This is a genomic window from Hymenobacter cyanobacteriorum (genome assembly GCF_022631375.1).
GTDB classification, from domain to species: domain Bacteria; phylum Bacteroidota; class Bacteroidia; order Cytophagales; family Hymenobacteraceae; genus Hymenobacter; species Hymenobacter cyanobacteriorum.
Window position 1 is genome coordinate 734477 of record NZ_JALBGC010000004.1, and the last position, 15676, is coordinate 750152.

The following is a 15676-nucleotide window of genomic DNA, read 5'->3' on the forward strand; positions in this document are numbered from 1 at the left end:
CTCCCCATGATTAATACGAACCTGAAATTCTGCCGGCGCGAGCTTGCCCTCACCCAGGCCCAGATGGCCGAAAAGCTCGGCATCAAACGCTCGCTGGTGGGGGCCTACGAAGAAGGCCGCGCCGAGCCCCGCATTGCCACGCTGGTGAACATGGCCCGTTTGTTCGGCATCACGCTCGACCAGCTTGTCACCACCGACTTCAGCAAGAAGAAGAACACCAAGATTATTGGCTCGCTGCCCCAGCCCGACCCCAATGCGCTGGCCACCGATGCCGACGACAACCCCGAGCCGCCTACCCCGGCCGCCGGCGGCAAGCTCCGTGTGCTGGCCTTCACCGTCGATAAGGACCAGAACGAGAACATCGAACTGGTGCCCCAGAAAGCCGCCGCCGGCTACCTCAACGGCTACGCCGACCGCGAATACCTGGAGGTGCTGCCCAAGTTCCGCCTGCCCATGCTTTCGAACACGGGCACGTACCGGGCCTTCGAAATTGCCGGCGACTCCATGCTGCCCATTGCCAGCGGTACCGTCATCGTGGGCCGCTACGTCGAAGACTGGTCGAGCATCAAGGATGGCACGCCGTGCATCGTGGTGAGTTCGCGCGACGGCATCGTGTTCAAGCGTGTGTACAACAAGCTGCGCTCGGGCTCCATGTTCGTGCTGCATTCCGATAACCCGCACTTCTCGCCATACGACGTGCAGGCCGACGACGTGCTCGAAATCTGGGAAGCTAAAAGCTACATCAGCAGCACCTTCCCCATTGCCGAGCTTTCGCTCGAGCGCGTGGCCAGCCTCGTGCTCGACCTGCAGCAGCAGGTGGCCCTCCTCAAGCGGGCTTAGGACGGAGTACCCCGATATTTTCAATTCGGCCGCCAAAACGGCGGATTCCTATAAAATTGTCTGCTTTCCCACATCAACAAAGCCCGGCCGTTCGTTACGGCCGGGCTTTGTTGCGCCCAGTTGCTGAAGCCAACCCCGGCCGGCCACCTGCGTATGGAGTTCGCCGCCCCTGCGCGCGGCCCTTTCCTTCACTTTCTAACGCCTTTCTGATGCTCAAGTACATCTCCTCCGCCGACCGCCACCACGCCGCGCCTGCTGCCTGGCTCAGCAGCTACTTCCTGTTTTCGTTTGCCGATTATTTCGACCGTACCAACATGCACTTCGGCCCGTTGCGCGTGTTCAACGACGACAGCGTGGCTGCGCAATCGGGCTTTCCGCAGCACCCGCACTCCGAAATGGAGATTGTGACGCTGGTGCTCGACGGCGAAATCACGCACCAGGACACGATGGGCAACAAAACGACCATCAAGGCCGGCGAGGTGCAGCGCATGACGGCCGGCACCGGCTTGGCCCACTCCGAATTCAACCGCCAGGACAAGCCCCTGCACCTCTACCAGCTGTGGTTTTTGCCCGGCCAGCGCGGCCTAGCCCCCAGCTACGAGCAGAAGGACCTCGGCTTCCTCAGCGGCAATAAAAACGAGCTGGTGCCGCTGGTAACCGGCCAAAAAGTGCTCGAAGACGTGGTGTATATGAATTCGAACAGCACCGTGTACTGGTCGAACCTGAGCGCCGAGAAGGAAATCGAATTCAAAACCTTCCCCATTCGCCTCACTTTCATCTACGTGAAAGAGGGCACCATCTTCGTGAATGGTACCGAGCTTGGCCCCAACGACCAGGCGCGCATGACCGACGACGACGTGGTGCAAATCCGCGCTTCCACCGATGCGCAGTTCATCCTGATTGACCTGCCGTCGTCGGAAGCCAACTATTAAGCTATAAGCTATAGGCAAGCCACAAGCTGTAAGCTCCCGGCCGCAAGCTTCTCGTCCGATGTATTGGGCAAGAAGCTTGCGGCCGGGAGCTTACAGCTTGTGGCTTGAATGGTACTAGAAATTATAGGTAATGCCCGCCGAGCCGCCCGTCGACTTGCCGATGTTGCGGCCGGCCACGTAGGTGCTGATGCCCAGCGTGAGGCCGAAACCGTTGGTGATGGGCCGGTAGCCGCTGGCACCAATGCGCACGTAGTTGACGCGGGTGGCGGTGAAGGTTCCGTCGAAGCCTTGCTCGGTGATGTCGGTGCCGCCGTTCGATTCCTGGAACGAAGCGTAGCCTTCGAAGTAGTTTTTGGGGCCGGCGTAGCCCAGCTTGGCCTCGCCCACGAGGGCGTTGGGCACGTCGCCGGTGCGCAGGCTGTAGCCCACCTGGCCGGTGGCGAACACGCCAGAGGCCGTTTTGAGATGGGCCACGCCGAGGGCCGTGGTTTTGGTGGCCCGGTTGCCGATGGCGATGATGTATCCCAGGCCGGTGTTCGTCTGGTAGTTGCTCACGGGCGTGCTCACGCTGACCACGCCCAGCAGGTCGAGGATGCTGCTGCCGATTTCGCGGGTGTAGGATTTGAACTTGAGCACCGCCGTCAGGTCCTGGAAGCCCTGGCGGGTATTGGCGAAGCCTTGAGCCGGGTAGAGGGTGTTGAGGTCGCTGATGGTGGTGCCGAAGGCTTGGCCTTTCGATTGAATATAGGGCAGGCTCACGATGGCGTCAATCTTATCGGTGAGGCCGTAGGTGCCGTACAGGTTGACGGAGTTGACGTGCACTTCCTGAAACACGGGCACGCCCGATACTTTATCGGGAGCCAGGTAGGCGCTGGTGTACTGCTCGGCCGTGCCCGATACGACCACCGAGCCGTGGCCTTTGCCGGCCATGAAGCCGCTAACGATGCTTTGCGCGCGCAGCGCCGGGGTGGCCCCGGCCATAAGTAGGGTGCTCAGCAGCAGCGTGGAAAATTGTTTCATATAAAACGTACAGAGGGAATAAAAAGTAGCGGAAAAGCGGCAGCTGAAAACCGGTTGGGAACTATTTAAATGGGTTCCGAAAACGGGCAGAGTGCGCAACTTACGGCGCAATCTGAAACTTTGGATTTAGCTTAGCGCAATCCGAAGCGCCCGGAAAGCCGTTTGTAATCAGTGAATTGAGTTCAACGCTCCAATATCTTCGACCAACCCATCTTTTTACCCGATGAAAATTATTACCCCTTTGAAAACCGGTGTGCTGCTGCTCGGCCTGGCCCTGGCCGGTGGCGGCTGCGCAAAAAATAAAGACGTCGACCCCTCCATCACCAACATCGCCGTTACCAACCCCGATTTTCAGCTGCTCGAAGATGCCGCCATTCGCGGCGGCGTGGCCATCACGCTGGGCAACAAAAACCCCAACGACCCGCAGGGCAACTACACGGTTTTCGCGCCCAACAACGCGGCCTTCAACCGCCTCGGCGTCCGCGAGGCCGTCGACCTGACGGCTTTGCAGCCCGACTTTCTCACCAAAACGCTGCTCTACCACGTGTACAGTGGTTCGCTGGCGGGCAGCGCCCTCGCGGCGGGCAGCACGTCGGCCTCGCTGCTCGGGCCCACGCGCCGCATCATCACGCGCGCCGATGGCAGCAAATACGTGAACGGCTCGAAAATTCTGGGCACGGATGTGAAGGCGGCTAATGGGCTGGTACATCCCATTGATAAGGTGATGATTGCCACCGGCGGCAACGTGGTGGAATCGGCCGTGGCGCTGCAGTCAGCTAAGGTGTTTACCCAGCCCGAGCTGACGCTGCTGGTGGCCGCCGTGGTGAAGTGCAACTTGGCGGGGCTGCTGTCGCAGCCCGGGCCATACACGGTATTTGCGCCAACGGACCAGGCGTTCCGCGATGCCGGCTACCCCACCGTCGATTACATCAACAACCTGACCCCGGCGCAGGTAACGGCCCTGACGGGCGTATTGGCCAACCACGTGCTGGCGGGCAACTTAGGCAACAAGTTCTCGCCGGAGCTGCCCGATGGTACCAGCGTTACCACCTTCGGAGGCGGCAGCCTGCAACTGGGCACATTCAGCAACGGTGTGCTCACAATTAAATCGAGGGGAATTTCGACCCCCGCTAACCTGGCCATTCCCGACGTGCAGTGCACCAACGGCGTGGTGCACGTCATCGACCGCGTGCTGCGGCCCTAACCCGGCCTCTGTTATCTGCTATTAAACCTGTTTGCCCGCCCTTGTCCGGCCCGCGAAGCCAGTTTCCGCTACCGGGCAATGGTCCTGCATTCCAAATGAAGTACACCTGTTTGCTGGCGCTGCTGGCCATTGCCCGGGCTGGGTTGGCCCAAACACCGGCCGCCCCGGCTGCGGCCACCGATGCCCCCGGGCTGGCAGGCCTGTGGCAGGGGCCGCTGTCGATTCCGGGCGGGAGCCTGCCGGTGGCTTTTGCCGTGCAGCAGCCGGCGGCCAACAAGCTTATTGCCACGCTTGACCTGCCGGCCCGACGCATGAGCCGGCTGCCCGTTTCGGTAACGCTGAAAGGCGATTCGGTGGTGTTTTTTGCGGCCAAAGCCAACTGCCGCTACGCCTGCGTGCTGGCCAATGGCGGCCAGGAGCTGCGCGGCACCTGGGTGCAGCCGGGCCTGCGCGTGCCGCTGGCGCTACGCCGCGCGGCCGTGCAGCCGGCTGGTGCCGGCGCAACGGCTGCCGCCCCGGTAGCGACTACCTACCACATTGAAGCGGTGACGGTGACCAGCCCGGCCGGAAATGTGGCGCTGGCCGGCACGCTCAGTATTCCCGACGGCCCCGGGCCGTTTCCGGCCGCCGTGCTGCTATCCGATATGGGGGGGCAGGACCGGGATGCCCGCCAGGGCCGCTACCGCCTGTTTGCCGATATTGCCACTAGCATGGCCCGGCAGGGCATTGCCGTGCTGCGCCTCGACGACCGGGGCGTGGGCCAGAGCGGCGGCGACAGCCGCCAGGCTACTACTGCCGACTTGGTGCGCGATGCCCAGGCCGCCCTAAGCTACCTGCGTGTGCGGTCCAGCATCGACCCGGCGCGCACGGGCTTCATCGGCCACGGCGAGGGCGGCAACGTGGCGCTGCTGGCGGCCGCCCAGCCGCAGCCGCCCAGCTTCGTGGTGGGCCTGGCGGCAGCCGGCTTGGGCGGGCTGGAACTGCTGGCCGCCCAAGCCGAGCCCGCCACGCCCGCCGATACGGCCCGGGCCGGCGTGGCCCGTCGGCAGGCTCTGGCCGATATTGCTGCCAAGGCCAAAGAGTTGCGGGCCAGCGGTTCCAACTCGGCTCAGATAGATACTTACGTAGCCCAGCAGACGCTGAAGCTGCGCAGTGCCGAGCGCAAGCAGGCCGAGGCCATGCTTAAGTTTCGGCGGGCTATGTTCGAAATTGTGCGGCAAACGGCCAACCGCGAGCAGGCCCAGGCCATCGTGGCCAACATGCTGCGCCAGCGCTATCCGGAGCAGGATGCCGCGCTAACCCGCAGCCGGGTAGAGGGCCTGACTACGCCCTGGTACCGCTACTACCTCACCTTCGACCCCCAACCCACGCTGGCCCAAGTGCAGTGCCCGGTACTGTTACTCAACGGTACCGACGACGCAGAGGTGAATGCCGCTACCAACCTCACGGCCCTCGAAAAAGGCCTCAAAACCAACAAGCGCGTAACGACGCGCCGCCTGCCCGGCGTGCAGCACTGGTTCCAGACGCCCGCCGCCGAACTCATCCCCAACGCCGACGGCACGGTGGACCCGGTTGTTTCGGCCGCCATGCTCGATGCGGTGCGCGACTGGGTGCTGGGGCTGAGTCGGCAGTAGACGGAGCAAAAGAAAGAAAAACAGAACGTCCTGCTAAGCGCAATCGAAGCAGCTCTACCGCAGTACTAAATCAAATTACTTGCGCGGTAGAGCTGCTTCGACAAGCTCAGCATGACGTTCTGCTTTGGACGATGCGCTGCTGACAAGCCTGCCAGGCAGCAGTTTACATCGTGTATTTACGGCCCTTGTTCTGCTGCTGCAAATAGGTCATCAGCGGCTGAAAGTAGGCGACCATGGCGCGGGCCGAGAGGTCTTCGCCGGTTTTCTCTTTCAGCACCACGCGCCAGTCGCGGCTGGCCCCGGGGCGCATGATGTCGCGCAGGAAGTCGCCCACTTCCTTGTGGCCGTAGTAGTTGGTGGCGTGCGGGTCCTGGTGCAGGATTTTGCGGGCAATGTGGTCGTGCAGCTGGAACAGGATGACGTAGCTCAATGCGTAGTCGTAGTACTGGGCGGGGTCGTCGTTGATGTGGGTTTTGGTGGCCGGGTCAAGGTAGTTTTCGCCGCGCGTGGTGGGCGGCACCATGCCCTGGTACTGCTTGCACAACGCCCACCATTTGGCATTCAGCTGGTCGGCGGGCAGCTTGTCGGCGTAGAAGCTGTTTTCCCACTCGCTCATCACACCCGAGGCGAAGGGGATGAACGGCACATAGCTCAACGCTTCCTGGAGGAGCTGCTGGGTCTGGTCGGTTTTGGTGTTGGCCGGAATCAGGCCCAGGCCGGCTAGGAAGGGTTTCTGCTTAGCGGCCAGGCCCATCATCGAGCCGATGGCCTCGTGGTAGGCGCGGTTGGCGCCCTGGCGCAGCAGCGGCGGCACCTCGGGGTTCGAATAGCTCTGGTAGTAGAAGATGTGGCCGAGCTCGTGGTGGGCGGTTTCGTACCACTCGGTGTTGGGTTCCACGCTCATCAGGCTGCGCAGGTCCTGGTTCAGGTCCATGTGCCAGGCCGAGGCGTGGTTGTTCTTCTTATAGGTAGCGCCCTTGGGCAGCGGGTAGAGGCTGCTTTTTTCCCAGAACGAGGCCGGCAGGGGCGAAAAGCCCAGGCTCTGGTAGAACCGCTCGCCCTGCTTCACCTGCCACTCGGCGCCTTTTTTGGCCAGCACCGCGTCGAGGTTCAGGCCCTTCACTTCCACCATCGAACCCCAGTCCTGGCCCCAGCGGTTGGGCAGCCAGTGGGCGGGCAGGTAGTCGGGCACCTGCTGCACGCCGTATTTTTTGGCTAGCTCGTAGCGAGCGTAGGTGTGTAGCTCGCGGTAGAGCGGGCGCAGCTCGGTGTTGATTTTGCGCACCAGCGCCATCATTTCGTCGCGCGTCAGGCCATAGTCGCTGGCCTGGTAGGTGAAGTAGTCGGGGTAGCCGAGGGCCTGCACGGTTTGGTTGCGCAGGTCGCGCAGGTTCAGCAGGCCATCCTTCAGCGTGGGGCCAATGGCCTTGCTGGCCTCCCACACTTGCTGGCGCTTGGCGGGGTTGGTTTCCTTGCGCAGTAATTCATCGAGGTCGTTGGTCGTGACGGACTTGCCGGCGTACTTGTAGTCGAACCCGTAGAGCTTCTCGGTCTGCGCCGCTTCGGCTTTGATGCGCGCCTTCACCACGTCGGCCACCGTCTGGGGGTTGTTGGCGGCGTTGTAGAGGGCCGTTTCGAGCTGCTTCACCTGCAGGCCATTCAGCTCGTCGCGGTGCGTAAGCAGGTCGCGCAGCTGCTGGATGTTGGCCGCGCTGCCCGTGAAGGCGGCCATGCGCTGGTTGGCGCGGGTGGTGGCCCCGGCATTGGCCGTGTCGCCGGGCACGATGTGCGTGTTTGAACGCCACTCGGCCTCGCTCGAAGCCGTGTACAGCCGCACGTACTGGGCATTGTAGTCGCGCAGGAATTCGTCGGCAATGGCCCCGTAGTCGATGTGGGCGGGCTGAGCGGGCGGGGGCGGGGGTACATCCGCCGTGGTGGGCTTGGCGGGCGATTTCACCACCGGGGTTTGCGCGGTGGAAGCGCAGGCGGTGAGCATGGCGGCGGCCGCCAGCGGGAGCAAGTGCGTTTTCATCCGGCAAAGTAAAGTCGCGCGAGGTTACGCAAGGTTAAAAGAGGTTTCGCAAGGTTGCGGTTGGGCAAACCTTGCGAAACCTCTTTTAACCTTGCGTAACCTCGCGCGCCAGGTGGCACTCCTTATACTTGCGCCCGCTGCCGCAGGGGCAGGGCGAGTTGCGGCCGAATTTGCGGCGGCTGCGCAGGGTTTTCAACCACTGGCGCGGGTCGGTGGGCAGGCCCAGGAAGCGCTTCTTGGGGTTCTGGTGGAAGGCCTGAGTGAGCAATTCATACAGCTCGGGGTGGTGCTCCTGCAGCTTTTCGGGCTTCTCGAAGAAGTATTCCGTGACCACGGCGAAAAACTCGGCGTCGTTGGTGGCAGCGTAGGGGTTAATTTCGGACTTGCCCTCGCGAATGGCTGCGATTTCGCGGTGCATCAGCGCCGTCCACGGCTGCAGCAGCTCAGGCGGCATGGCGGCCTGGGGCACGCCGTCAATCACGCCGTCGGCCTCGTCGAGCAAGTGGGCAAACTCGTGAATGCCCACGTTCTGCCGGTCGGTCGCATCCCGAAAGCCCTGCTCCAGCGAAGCCTTCGACAGGCGCATGTAGTGTTGGTTCTGGAAGCCCTGCACCGAGCCCAGCAGCGTGCCCTGCAAGGGTTTTACTTCTTTATCGGGCGCGTCGGGCAGCGTCCAGGCATCGGGCACGATGAGCACTTCGCCCAGATTGGTGTACTGCCAGTCGGGGAAGCCCCAGGTCGGAATCAGGGCCGAGGCGGCCACCAGCAGGCGGGTCGTATCGTCCACATCGGTCTGCACGCCCGTAATGCGCGTGCGGGCCAGAAAAACCTGCGTTTGCTGCTCGAAACGGGCTTTTTCGGGTTCGGCCAAGGCAAGGTAAAAAGCCACGCGCTCGGCCAGAATGGCGCGCCAGGCCGGCGGAAAGGGCTGGGCCAGCGCCGCCGAAGTGCGGCGCGAGTCGGCAGTGACGTATTGGTAAAACGCGTACAAAATGGCCACCAACACGGCCAGCGACAGGATATAAGGCATGGCCCGGTAGTACGGCCCGGGGCCGGCGGGGTTGGGCTATTGCCGGGCCGCATCCGGGTTGCGACCCAGGCGGTAGCTCAGGCCTACGCGGGCCGCGTAGTTGCTGCCGAAGAAATTGCCGCTGAAATCGACGCGCTGCGAATCATGGTACAGCTGCGCATCGATGCTGGCGGTGAAGCGCTGCGCCCGCCAGCCCAGGGCCACGTTGGGCAGCAACGTCGGGGAGGCATAAAAGTCGTTCTGGGCCGGCAGCACGTAGGCATTGGCGCCGCTGGTCTGGCGGATGCTGAGCACGTTGTTCAGCTCGTAGCCAAACCCGAGCAGCAGCTGCTGCTCGTGCCGCAGCGGAAAAAAATAGCGGATGCCCAACCGGGCCGTGCCCAGCAGGCCGCGGTAGCCATATTCGTCGAGCACGCTACCTGTGTTGGTGAAGCTATACGTGCGGCCCTGCCCCTGAAACGGGCTGAAGCTAAGCTCGCCATACACCGCGAAGGTGCGGCTGGGCTGCAGAAGCTCAGCGTACAACCCCGCGTAAGGGTGCATCTGGCAGTCGCTGCAGTCGCTCTGGCTCAGGCCGTAGTAGCCCAGGAGCTCGGTGCGGTTGTAGCGCCCGCCTGCCAGCAGCCCGCCCTGAAACGCCAGCCGCCGCCGGGGCCGGGCCTGCGCCAGCCAGCTGCGGCCGGGTAGGGTGCTGCCCGCACATGCCTTATCGTAAGCCTGCACCACGGCCGCCATGCCGGGAGCCGTGAAAGGGGCGGTTGCGGCCGCAGTGGCCGCTGCCGGGCAGTCGCCGAAATACAGGCTCAGCTGGGCCGCGTAGTTGTTGCCATCTGCGACCACCCAGGTGCCCTGAGGTGTTTCGCGCAGGTATTTTCGCTCGCTGAGCTCCAGGTAGGGCTGGCCGGTGCGCTGAATGAGGAAGTGCGTGACGCCGCTGCGCACCACCCGCAGCAGTTCGGCCGGGCCTTCAAGCAGCACTTCGGCCAGCAGCGAGTCGGTGCGCATATCGGTCGAGTAGCCGCGCGGCAGCCGGTCAAGCTGCGTTTCGGCGGCGTGATTAATCGGCAGGGCCGCGTAGCGGAAGTAGCGCCCGCCCGTGAAGCTCACCGTGCGCAGCTGCCGCGGCTCCAGCAGCTGGGCGGCACTGCCGGGCGCGGGCCGGAAGCGGATAAACGTCGGCGGCTCGACCCAAAAACCGTTTTCAATCTCGCCGCGCAGCGTGTCGCCGGTGCTGCGCACCAGCAGGCCCGGCTCAAAGGTTTGGGCGTGGGCGAGAAAGGAAGCCAGCAGCAGGGCCGGCAGGGCAAAAAGGAGTCGCAGCTTCATATATAAGCGGGAGAATCGGGTAGAAATTCGCCGCTAAAGTAAGGGCAAATGCGCCGCCAGCTTCTCGCGCAGCAGGGCAATGAGCCGCGCATCGCCAAACGGGTATTTATCCGGAATGCGCAGCGTAACCACCATTTTGTCGCGTAGCTCGTCGGCGAATTTCTCGCGCAGGCGGTCGGCGTGGCGGCGCTCCATTACGAAGATTATTTCGGCCCAGCCCAGGTGGCCAGCCGCCACGCGCACCCGGGCTCCCGGCTCGGTGCCGGCCGAGCGCGCCTCGTAGTGCGGGTGCTCGTCAAACAGTCGCTCGGCGGTGAGGCTGCGCCACTTGTTCTGGCTGCAGATGAAGAGGAGGCGCATGGGCAGAGGTGGGGAAGAGGAGTCGTTATTGTCATCCTGAGCGCAGCGAAGGACCTTATCACGTTCGAACGATTTGTTCTGACGTGATAAGGTCCTTCGCTGCGCTCAGGATGACAGATGTCCTGATTTACCGAATCAGCGCCACCTTCACTTTTTTGCCTTTCACCTTGGCACCCTGCATGCGGGCCAATATCTCTTCCGCCTGAGATTCGGGCACGGCCACGAAGCTGTGGTGGTCGAACACTTCGATGCGGCCCACGGCCTCGCGCTCCATGCCGCCCACGCTCACGAAGGCTCCGGCCAGGTCGCCCCGGCTGATTTTCTCACTCTTGCCTGCCGATACGTGCAGCGTAACGGTGCTCGGGCGCGGTGCTTTGGGCAGGGCGTTGGGCAGGGCGGCCGGGCGCAGGCCCTTCCAGTCTACCGACTTGGCGGCGGGCCAGTTCTTGATTTTCTCCTGCTCGTGCGGTGTTACCAGCAGGTGGGCGGTGCCCACGGCGCCGGCGCGGGCCGTGCGGCCGGCCCGGTGCTGGAAGGTGTCGGTGTCGTGCGGCGGGTCGAACTGCACCACCGTATCGAGCTCGCTCACGTCGAGGCCGCGGGCCGCGACGTCGGTGGCCACCAGCACGGTGGCCGAGCCGTTGCGCAGCTTCATCATGCTTTTGTCGCGCTCGGGCTGCAGCATTTTGCCGTGCAGCGCCTCGGCGGCCAGGCCCCGGCCGCGCAGGAAGCGGGTGAGTTCCTCCACGCGGTCGCGGGTGTTGGCAAACACCAGGGCGCGGCCCGCATCGGGCGCATTCAGCAGCTGGAAGAGGGCGGCGGGCTTCTGGTCGGCGGCCTGCAGCACGTGGCCGCGCAGCACCAGGCTTTCGGGCAGCGTGGTGGCGTTCGAGCCGCCCACGTTCATCACCCGGGGTCGGGTGAGGTACTCACGCACCAGGTTCAGCACCTTGTCGGGCATGGTGGCCGAGAACAGCAGCGTTTGCCGCCGCTGCGGCAGGCGGCTGATGATGGTGGCCATTTCCTCCTGAAAACCCAGCTCCAGCAGCTTGTCGGCTTCGTCCAGCACCAGCACTTTCAGGCGGTTGGGTACGATGGTGCGGCGCTCCAAGTGGTCGAGCATGCGGCCGGGCGTGGCCACCACAATGTGCGGCATCTGCTGCAGGCCTTTCACTTCTTCGCGCATGGCGTGGCCGCCGTAGTAGCCGGCCACGCGCAGGTTGGCCATGTGCTTGCCGAGGCTGCGCAGGGCGTCGCGCACCTGCATCACCAGCTCGCGGGCGGGCACCAGCACCAACGCCTGCATGGTGGCCGAGGTCACGTCGACCTGCTGCAGAATGGCCAGGCCGTAGGCAGCGGTTTTGCCCGAGCCGGTGGGGGCCTGGCCGGCCACGTCCTGCCCCTCGAGGGCGGGGGCCAGCACCAGCTGCTGCACGGGCGTGGGCTGGGTGAAATTCAGTTCGGCCACGCCGGCCAGCAGGGCGGGGGAGAGGCCAAAATCGGCGAATTGCAGGTCGGGCTTAGTGGCTTTGGGCGCTGCGGCAGCGGCCCCGGCGGCGGAGGTATCGGGAGTTTGCACGGGGCAAAGGTACGGCTTGAGTTTTCGGGCTATTGAATGATTAAAAAGAACGTCATGCCGAGCGCAGCCGAGGCATCTCGCGTGCAATAGTGACTCTATCGTTCGACGACGTTGATTACCACCACACGCGAGATGCCTCGGCTGCGCTCGGCATGACGTGCTTCTATCACGTGCGGCTACTCCTCCACATTCACCAGCCGGTAGCGCACGGCCGTTTTCTTCGGCTTAATATCCAGCCCGATGCGGTGGGCATACGCCTTCGTAAAAGCCGCCCCGAAATAGAATATCATGGCGCAATAGAACACAAACAGCAGCACCAGCACCAGACTGGAAGCCGGGCCGTAGACCGGCCCCAAATCGCGGGCCACCAGCAGCTGGCCCAGCACCACCTCGCCCAGGCTGATGAGCAGCGCCGTGAGCGCCGCCCCGCGCGTAACGGCCCGCCAGGGCACTTTGGCCAAGCTCAGGGTGCGGAAGGTGATGCCAAACCAGGCCGCCAGAATCAGCCAGGCGATGAGGGCATTGAGCACCCGCACCACGAAATAGCCGAACGTGGCATCGAAGTCGCGGATGCTTTCGGCAAACAGGCTCAGCGCCGCATCGGTGCCGAAAGCCAGCAGCGACAGCCCCGCCGTGGCCAGCAAAATGCCCACCGAGCGCGCCCGCTCGCGCACGGCCTGCGATACCTTGCCCGCGCCCCGCTTGGGCCGGATTTGCCAGAGCTGGTTGAGCGAGTGCTGAATGATGGTGAACAGCGTGGTGGCCACGAACAGCAGGAAAATAAACCCTGCTACCGTGACGAGCCGGCTGCGCATGGGGTCGGCCACATTCATCACAATCTGGGCCACCAGCCCGGCCGCCGACGACCCCACTAGGTTGCTCACCTTGCCCAACAGCAGCACCCGCACCAGCGACGACGGATAGAGCGAGCTGAGCAGCGCGATGAGAATAATAAGAATGGGCGGCAGCGCAAACGACGTGAAAAACGCCGTGGCCGCGCCCAGCCGCAGCGGGTCGTTCTGGCCTAGCTCGCGGCCGGCGCGGTGCAGCAAAATGGGCAGCTCGCGCCACCACGGACCCGGCAACTCGGCCGGCGAATCTAACTTTGTCATAACTACCCGGAGGCAACCTATTGGCGCGCTGCCGTAAGAAGCAGGCCCCCGACGAAGGTACGGGCTGCCGTGCGGCCCGGCTTTCGGCCCCGTTAATTTTACCTATGTCGCCTTCCGAAATTCCGTTGCCGCCGCCCGCCGTGCCACCCGTTGCCCCACTGCCGCCGCGCTCGTGGCTCCAGCGCCGCGTGCTCGACCCCCTGCTCGACCAGCTCAAAGCCGGCCTCGCGCCCGGGCAGCTGGCCCTTACCGTGGGGCTGGGCGTGGCCATCGGGCTGATTCCGGCCTTCGGCCTCACCACGCTGCTGAGTGCCGCCGTGGCCCTGCGCCTGCGCCTCAACGTGGCCATTATGCAGCTGGCCACGCACCTGATGACGTTTTTTCAGCTGGCGCTGCTTATTCCGCTGCTGCGCGCCGGGGCCATCCTCATGGGCCAGGGCGATAAGGTGGCCAACCTCACCGTGGCCAGCCTGCGCCAGCTCATCGACCGCGAGGGCTGGGAGGCGGTGGGCAAGCTGCTCTGGCGGGCCGAGCTGGGCGCGCTGCTGCTTTGGGCCGCCGGCGGGGCCATGCTGGTGGGTGTGCTCTACCTGGTGCTGAAGCCGGTTTTCACCCGCATCGTGGCCCGACAGGTGGAGGAAGTTAAAAGTTAAAAGTGATGAGTTGAATCAGCAGTATCCAGCGGCTTAACTCATCACTTCTCACTCTTACCTTTTAACTGAATCAAAATGCCAGTAGCGCGGCGGCCTGCTCGCGCAGCAGCTGCCGCGACAGCTCCTGGCGCAGGCCCAGTTCGGCGTCGAGGTCCTGGTTGATGAAGGGCAGGCGCACGCGCTGGGGCAGCACGGCGGTTCCCAGATACATCAGCACGTCGGTGAGGTGCGTCATGGCCAGCAGGCCGCCCTGGCCGCCGCTGCTCAGGCCCACCAGCGCCGCCTTCTTGCCCTTGAACGCGCCGGGGTAGGGTAGCCCATCGATAAACGCCTTGAGTACGCCCGGAAACGAGCCGTTATACTCCGGCGTGACGATGACCCAGTGGCTGCTGGCCGCCAGCTGAGCTGCCAGACGGTTGAATTCGGGGTGCGTGCCCGCATTGGCATAAAGCGCTGTGCTGATGAAATCAACCGGCAGCTCGGCCAGGTCCAGCAATTGGTGCTCGGCCCCCAATTCGGCGAGGAGGGTGGCGTAGTAGTCGGCCACGCGCCGGGCGCGGGAAGCCGGGCGGTTGGTGCCGGAAATAATGGTAATCAAAACGGGCTATTATAAATCAGATGGCGAAGGATAACGTGATGCTAACTGATAATCCATGCTCTTGTTTGTGCCTGCCTGCTCCCCCATATCTATAACGCAAGGGTATTATTGGGAAATTTATATTGTACGCCATGTTGGATTTTGGTGTATTAGAGAAGGCAATTAGTATTTCATGATTGTCCCATATTGGGAATATGATTAGATGTAGTTTTTCACCCAAGCTCAGATTATGTAATTTCCTGAGTAATGCATTTGACATAATTAACAGCTGAGCTTTTATTCATGTACTTTGTTATAAAGCTTTTGGCTTTTAATAAGTCGCTTTTTAGGGCTTTATTTTCCTAAATCAGGAATTGCGTTTTTTAGTCTCGCTATTCCTGCTGTTTGTAGGTCAAATTTCTGGCTTGGTCGAAAAGCATGCTCTTGCGCTTCCCACCACCCGTAGTATTGTTCGACAGTACAAGTTGATAGCCTGTGCTAGCCGCCATATTTTTTTCCTCCTAATCATTCCATTTTATGGCATTAACTGCACACCCATTCCACCCGGTTACCCAGGAGTTGCTTCCGGGGTATCGGGATGCCTACCTCCGGGGGGACTTATCGGGTAAGAACACCGAACTGGTGGACGCTTACCTGAAAGCAAACCCGGACAAGGGCGGCGAAGCGTTCCAACGCTTCCACACGCTGAAGGAGAAGGGCCACGACGTGCGCCCAGTCGGCTGGCTGCAAAACCAGTTCGACCTGATTCGTACCGAGCCCGCCCGCTTCCGTCGGCGTGCCGGCTCTATCATTGCCGTAGCTGCTCTGCTGAGCGGCGCGGCCTTTGCCAGCAACAACCTGCACAGCACTGCCAGCACCAACCTGTCGAAAGGCGTGGTGCTGCCGGTAACCGGTGAGGATGTAGCCGCCGTGACAAAAGTAGCTGAAGCTTCGGCAGCGACTACCCGCATGACAACCGTTTCCGGCCGTATTCTGGACGAAAACGGTCATCCGCTCATCGGGGCCACCGTGCTCGACAAAGCCCGCGGCCGGGGCGTGAGTACCGATGCCCAGGGCAATTACACCTTGGCCGTGCCCGCCAACCAGCTTGCGAAATTGCAAGTAGGCTACGGCGGCTACGACGAAGACGAGCTACAAGTACAAGTAAAAGGCCACAGCGTGCAGAACGTGACGCTGGTGCCGCGCTCCAGCGAGCCAATCAAAGCCAAGAAGCACCATTGGTGGCAGTTCTAGGCGGCTGATTTCTCTTCGGGACACTCTGTTGTGGCGGCAGCATGCTCTGAACGCGGATACCGGTGACGGAAGCTAACGCCCTTCACTGCCTTACTGATTTGGTCTGGTTGGCTGCCCGCATGC

Annotated in this window: 14 protein-coding genes; 6 read left to right on the top strand and 8 right to left on the bottom strand. The window is 62.9% G+C overall.

What is annotated here, in order from left to right:
* Nucleotides 1-6 precede the first annotated feature (6 nt).
* On the top strand, nt 7-840 hold the full coding sequence (locus MON38_RS17310; protein ID WP_241937404.1) for a LexA family transcriptional regulator: 834 nt from the start codon (nt 7-9) through the stop codon (nt 838-840).
* A gap of 209 nt (nt 841-1049) precedes the next feature.
* A complete protein-coding gene (locus MON38_RS17315) occupies nt 1050-1772 on the top strand; it encodes a pirin family protein (RefSeq protein ID WP_241937405.1) in 723 nt (240 codons plus the stop codon).
* 114 nt (nt 1773-1886) lie between these two features.
* Here MON38_RS17315 and MON38_RS17320 read toward each other — a convergent pair whose 3' ends face one another.
* Entirely contained in the window at nt 1887-2792 is a 906-nt protein-coding gene (locus tag MON38_RS17320) for a hypothetical protein (RefSeq protein WP_241937406.1), read from the bottom strand.
* 223 nt (nt 2793-3015) lie between these two features.
* Between MON38_RS17320 and MON38_RS17325 the strand changes: the two genes are divergently transcribed.
* Together MON38_RS17325 and MON38_RS17330 are read left to right on the top strand one after the other, a co-directional pair.
* Nucleotides 3016-3996 carry a fasciclin domain-containing protein gene (locus tag MON38_RS17325; protein WP_241937407.1) on the top strand — a complete coding sequence of 327 codons (981 nt, stop codon included), beginning with the start codon at nt 3016-3018 and terminating at the stop codon, nt 3994-3996.
* Nucleotides 3997-4091: 95 nt separating this feature from the next.
* Nucleotides 4092-5630, top strand: coding sequence for an alpha/beta hydrolase (locus MON38_RS17330; RefSeq protein ID WP_241937408.1), 1539 nt, complete (start codon nt 4092-4094; stop codon nt 5628-5630).
* Nucleotides 5631-5793: 163 nt separating this feature from the next.
* Here the strand turns inward: MON38_RS17330 and MON38_RS17335 are convergent, their stop codons facing one another.
* The 6 genes from MON38_RS17335 to MON38_RS17360 all read right to left on the bottom strand — a co-directional run bounded on the left by MON38_RS17335 (nt 5794) and on the right by MON38_RS17360 (nt 13069).
* On the bottom strand, nt 5794-7662 hold the full coding sequence (locus MON38_RS17335) for a M2 family metallopeptidase (protein WP_241937409.1): 1869 nt from the start codon (nt 7660-7662) through the stop codon (nt 5794-5796).
* 85 nt (nt 7663-7747) lie between these two features.
* Nucleotides 7748-8692: a M90 family metallopeptidase gene (locus MON38_RS17340; protein WP_241937410.1), complete on the bottom strand. Its 945-nt coding sequence runs from the start codon at nt 8690-8692 to the stop codon at nt 7748-7750.
* Nucleotides 8693-8728: 36 nt separating this feature from the next.
* Nucleotides 8729-10018, bottom strand: coding sequence for a hypothetical protein (locus MON38_RS17345; RefSeq protein WP_241937411.1), 1290 nt, complete (start codon nt 10016-10018; stop codon nt 8729-8731).
* A gap of 33 nt (nt 10019-10051) precedes the next feature.
* On the bottom strand, nt 10052-10378 hold the full coding sequence (locus MON38_RS17350; RefSeq protein ID WP_241937412.1) for a low molecular weight protein tyrosine phosphatase family protein: 327 nt from the start codon (nt 10376-10378) through the stop codon (nt 10052-10054).
* A gap of 127 nt (nt 10379-10505) precedes the next feature.
* Complete coding sequence (locus MON38_RS17355) at nt 10506-11957, bottom strand: DEAD/DEAH box helicase (RefSeq protein WP_241937413.1); 1452 nt, start codon at nt 11955-11957, stop codon at nt 10506-10508.
* Between the two features lie 176 nt (nt 11958-12133).
* Nucleotides 12134-13069 (bottom strand): YihY/virulence factor BrkB family protein, encoded by a 936-nt coding sequence (locus tag MON38_RS17360; RefSeq protein WP_241937414.1) that lies wholly within the window; start codon nt 13067-13069, stop codon nt 12134-12136.
* Between the two features lie 104 nt (nt 13070-13173).
* On the opposite strand from MON38_RS17360, the gene MON38_RS17365 reads away from it, so the two are divergent.
* Complete coding sequence (locus tag MON38_RS17365; protein ID WP_241937415.1) at nt 13174-13722, top strand: DUF2062 domain-containing protein; 549 nt, start codon at nt 13174-13176, stop codon at nt 13720-13722.
* A 70-nt stretch (nt 13723-13792) separates the two neighbouring features.
* On the opposite strand, the gene MON38_RS17370 is transcribed toward MON38_RS17365, so the two are convergent.
* Nucleotides 13793-14320: an NADPH-dependent FMN reductase gene (locus tag MON38_RS17370; RefSeq protein WP_241937416.1), complete on the bottom strand. Its 528-nt coding sequence runs from the start codon at nt 14318-14320 to the stop codon at nt 13793-13795.
* 516 nt (nt 14321-14836) lie between these two features.
* On the opposite strand from MON38_RS17370, the gene MON38_RS17375 reads away from it, so the two are divergent.
* Nucleotides 14837-15553, top strand: coding sequence for a carboxypeptidase-like regulatory domain-containing protein (locus tag MON38_RS17375; protein ID WP_241937417.1), 717 nt, complete (start codon nt 14837-14839; stop codon nt 15551-15553).
* Nucleotides 15554-15676: the final 123 nt, after the last annotated feature.

What these genes read in the sequence shown, in the direction of transcription:
- MON38_RS17310 (WP_241937404.1), top strand. Translation starts at nt 7, where the DNA reads ATGATTAATACGAACCTGAAATTCTGCCGGCGCGAGCTTGCCCTCACC.
- MON38_RS17315 (WP_241937405.1), top strand. Translation starts at nt 1,050, where the DNA reads ATGCTCAAGTACATCTCCTCCGCCGACCGCCACCACGCCGCGCCTGCT.
- MON38_RS17320 (WP_241937406.1), bottom strand. Translation starts at nt 2,792, where the DNA reads ATGAAACAATTTTCCACGCTGCTGCTGAGCACCCTACTTATGGCCGGG.
- MON38_RS17325 (WP_241937407.1), top strand. Translation starts at nt 3,016, where the DNA reads ATGAAAATTATTACCCCTTTGAAAACCGGTGTGCTGCTGCTCGGCCTG.
- MON38_RS17330 (WP_241937408.1), top strand. Translation starts at nt 4,092, where the DNA reads ATGAAGTACACCTGTTTGCTGGCGCTGCTGGCCATTGCCCGGGCTGGG.
- MON38_RS17335 (WP_241937409.1), bottom strand. Translation starts at nt 7,662, where the DNA reads ATGAAAACGCACTTGCTCCCGCTGGCGGCCGCCGCCATGCTCACCGCC.
- MON38_RS17340 (WP_241937410.1), bottom strand. Translation starts at nt 8,692, where the DNA reads ATGCCTTATATCCTGTCGCTGGCCGTGTTGGTGGCCATTTTGTACGCG.
- MON38_RS17345 (WP_241937411.1), bottom strand. Translation starts at nt 10,018, where the DNA reads ATGAAGCTGCGACTCCTTTTTGCCCTGCCGGCCCTGCTGCTGGCTTCC.
- MON38_RS17350 (WP_241937412.1), bottom strand. Translation starts at nt 10,378, where the DNA reads ATGCGCCTCCTCTTCATCTGCAGCCAGAACAAGTGGCGCAGCCTCACC.
- MON38_RS17360 (WP_241937414.1), bottom strand. Translation starts at nt 13,069, where the DNA reads ATGACAAAGTTAGATTCGCCGGCCGAGTTGCCGGGTCCGTGGTGGCGC.
- MON38_RS17365 (WP_241937415.1), top strand. Translation starts at nt 13,174, where the DNA reads ATGTCGCCTTCCGAAATTCCGTTGCCGCCGCCCGCCGTGCCACCCGTT.
- MON38_RS17375 (WP_241937417.1), top strand. Translation starts at nt 14,837, where the DNA reads ATGGCATTAACTGCACACCCATTCCACCCGGTTACCCAGGAGTTGCTT.